This window comes from Nocardioides sp., assembly GCF_016462705.1.
Taxonomy (GTDB): Bacteria; Actinomycetota; Actinomycetes; order Propionibacteriales; family Nocardioidaceae; genus Nocardioides.
Window position 1 is genome coordinate 1 of sequence record NZ_JAEMSS010000247.1, and the last position, 3,253, is coordinate 3,253.

The 3,253-nt window shown below is 75.1% G+C and carries 2 protein-coding genes and 1 pseudogene; 2 read left to right on the plus strand and 1 reads right to left on the minus strand.

Going from position 1 to position 3,253, the window contains the following annotated elements:
• Nucleotides 1–1,538 (plus strand): circularly permuted type 2 ATP-grasp protein (locus JHD21_RS20560; RefSeq protein ID WP_292679185.1); only part of this gene is annotated, 1,538 nt, incomplete at its 5' end.
• A complete protein-coding gene (locus JHD21_RS20565) occupies nucleotides 1,535–2,428 on the plus strand; it encodes a transglutaminase family protein (RefSeq protein ID WP_292679188.1) in 894 nt (297 codons plus the stop codon). The genes JHD21_RS20560 and JHD21_RS20565, both read left to right, overlap by 4 nt.
• Nucleotides 2,429–2,440: 12 nt before the next feature.
• Here JHD21_RS20565 and JHD21_RS20570 read toward each other — a convergent pair.
• A pseudogene (locus tag JHD21_RS20570) lies at nucleotides 2,441–3,253 on the minus strand (hypothetical protein); the annotation flags it as partial.

Genomic DNA, 3,253 nt, shown 5'->3' on the forward strand with positions numbered 1-3,253 from the left:
GGGCCGGGGTCGTGGAGAACCCCGGGCTGCTGCCGTTCCTGCCCGCCGTGTGCGAGGCGCTCCTCGGCGAGCAGCTGCGCCTGGAGTCCGTGCCCACGTGGTGGTGCGGCGACCCGCGCTCGCTCGAGCAGGTCCTCGACCGCCTCGACCACCTGCAGGTGCGCACCATCGACGGCCCGTCCTCCGGCCTGGCCCGGCTCTCGAGGCGCGAGCTGACCGACCGGGTGCTCGCCGCCCCGCACCGCTACGTGGGGCAGGAGCGGCTGCCGCTCTCGCAGGCACCCACCTGGGGCGCGGCCGGCCGGATGCACGGCGCCGCGGCGCCGCGCCCGATGACGCTGCGCACGTTCACGCTGCGCTACGGGTCGGCGTACCGCCCGCTGGTGGGCGGCCTCGCCAACGTCTACGAGACCGCGGACCGGGGTGGCGTCCCGACGTCGAGCAAGGACGTGTGGGTCCTCAAGGAGTCGCCGGCCGACCCCGACCAGCGGCTGACCGACGTGCTCCCGATGACCAGCGCCCGCTCGGTCAACGTCCTGGTCCCGCGGGTGCTCGAGGACATGTTCTGGGTCGGCCGCTACGCCGAGCGGGCCGAGGACATGCTGCGGCTGGTGCTGGCCGCCCACTCCTACGCCGAGGACTTCCAGCAGCGGCCGCGATCCACCGGCGGCACGACCCTCGACGTGCTGATGACCACGATCCACGGCCTGGCCGGCCCCGGTCCGGAGCCGCACCCCGGCGGCTACGGCGCTGACTTCCGCTCGCTGCTGCTGGACCCGGACCGGGTCGGGTCGGTCGCGCACTCCCTGGCCGGGCTGCGCGACGCGATGCAGGGGGTGCGCGACCAGCTCTCCGGTGACACCTGGCGCGGGTTCGGCACCATCGACCGGGCGACCCAGGCGCTGCTCGGTCAGCCGCACAGCCACCAGGTGGCGGAGTCCGCCGGCCGGATGCTCACCGGGATCCTGGCCCTCCAGGGCGTGACCGCGAGCATGATGCGCGACCCCGGCTGGCACATGATCGGCGCCGGCCGCTACCTGGAGCGCTCGCTGCAGGTCTGCCACCTGCTCGCGGGCACCACCACCGTCCGGCGCGGCATCGACGTCGACCGGGAGGTGCTGAACGCGGTGCTCACCGCCTCCGAGAGCGCCGTGACCCACCGGCGCCGGTACCGGGGCTACGTCCGTCCGGCCGGTGTGCTCGAGCTGCTGCTGCTCGACCCGGACAACCCGCGGTCGCTGGTCTTCTGCCTCGCCGAGCTGCGCCGGCACCTGGCCGCGCAGCCGGCGTCGACCGGCTCGACCCGGCCCGAGCGCCTGCTGGCCGACCTCGACGGCGAGCTCGAGCGCACCGACCTCGCCGCCCTGGTCGCCATCGGCGGCGTCGGCCGGCCCAACCTCGAGGCCTACCTCGCGGCGACGGCGGTGACGCTGGCCCGGCTGGCCGAGGCGGTGCACGAGCAGCACTTCGCCACCGGACCGGCGCCGCGCCCGCTGACCATGATGGAGCTGACCGAGCTGACGGCGGCCGCCCCATGACGGCGTACCGGATCACCCACCGGACCACGTACTCCTACGACGACGAGGTCACCGACTCCTTGGGGATCGCCCACCTCGTCCCGCGCGCGCTGCCGGGGCAGGCCGTCGCGTCGTACGACGTCGCGGTGACCCCCGCGCCCGTCGACCTGAGCCACGACACCGACTACTACGGCAACCTGGCGACGTACTTCCAGGTCACCGATCCGCACACCCGCCTGGAGATCGAGGCGGTGAGCGAGGTCGACGTCGCGTCCCCCGTCGTGGCGTCCGGTCTCCTCGACGTCCCCTGGGAGCGCGCCCGGCCGCTCGCGTCGCCGGACCTGACCGGCGCGTGGCGAGCCACCGACTTCGCCCTGCCCTCGACCGCGGTCGAGCAGGTCGAGGAGGCGCGCGACTACGCCGGCCTGTCGTTCACCCGGCACCGCCCGCTCGGTGAGGCGGTCACGGACCTGATGCACCGGATCCACGCGGACTTCGACTACGACCACACCGCCACGACGGTGACGTCGACCGTCGCGGAGGTGCTGTCGACCCGGGCCGGCGTGTGCCAGGACTTCGCCCACCTGACGCTCGCGTGCCTGCGGTCGCAGGGGCTGGCCGGACGCTACGTGTCGGGCTACCTGTCCACGCTCCCGGCGCCCGGCCGCCCCCGGGTCGTGGGCGCCGACGCGTCGCACGCCTGGGTCGCGGTCTGGCTGCCCGACCTCACCGGGGCGACCGAGGGCGACTGGCTGGCGTTCGACCCCACCAACGACCAGGAGGCCGACGACCGCTACGTGACCGTGGCGTGGGGCCGGGACTACGCCGACGTCCCGCCGGTCAAGGGCGTGATCTTCACCGAGGCGAAGAAGTCCACGCTCCTGGTCAGCGTGGATGTCGCGCCGATCTGACCCGGCCCGGCGTCAGCCCCGGGCGGCGCCCAGCCCGAGCAGCGCGGCCAGGCCGAGGGCGCTGCGCGGTGCGAATGTCGCGCGCCACAGCCCGCCGTGCACCGCGGCGTACGCCTCGTCCTGCCACGGGTGGTCGTGGCGAGGGCCGCCGCCGGTGTGCAGGTCGTGCACCAGGAGCGCGGCCATCAGCGTGTTGGAGGTCGCCGGGTCGAACACCTCCACGCCGAACCGGTGGGCACCGGCGTAGGCCGCGGCCAGCGCGCGGTTCTTCACGACCGAGCGGGTCCGCGTCGGCGGGGCGACGTTCATCGAGACGGTGACGCCCTCGTGGCGGGCCACCGTGGCGCGCCAGCGCTGCAGCCGCTTGGCCAGTGCGTAGTTGGGCCCCTGCTGGGGGACCAGCGCGTCGTTGAGCCCCGGTTCGGAGTCGGCGACGTACGGCCGGCGCAGCAGCCGGCCACCCGAGACCGCGCGCAGCGGGCGGCCGACGAGCTTCGCGGGCCGGGACCGGGTCTCGTAGCGCCGGGTGGCCTCCGCCACGGCGTCGCGGGGGACGGCGAACACGTCGGTGGGAGTGGCGAGGAAGCCGAGTGCGACGTCGTCGCGGGCGGCCAGGAGGCGGCGGCTCAGCTCGTCGACCGCGACGCTGACCCGGACGTTGGTGGCGCCGTCGGCGTACACGTAGTTGCCGATCACCAGCGTGCCGGGCTGGGCGGCGAGCCAGTCGGCGAGCGCGGGCACGTCCGCGAGCAGGTCGGCGCCCGGGTCGCCGTCGACCGCCGGCGCGACCACGGTGCCGGCGCCGGCGCCGGCGGTGTCCAGGAC

Bases quoted from the DNA above. Each gene is read 5' to 3' on its own strand.
- JHD21_RS20565 (WP_292679188.1), top strand. From the start codon at position 1,535: ATGACGGCGTACCGGATCACCCACCGGACCACGTACTCCTACGACGAC.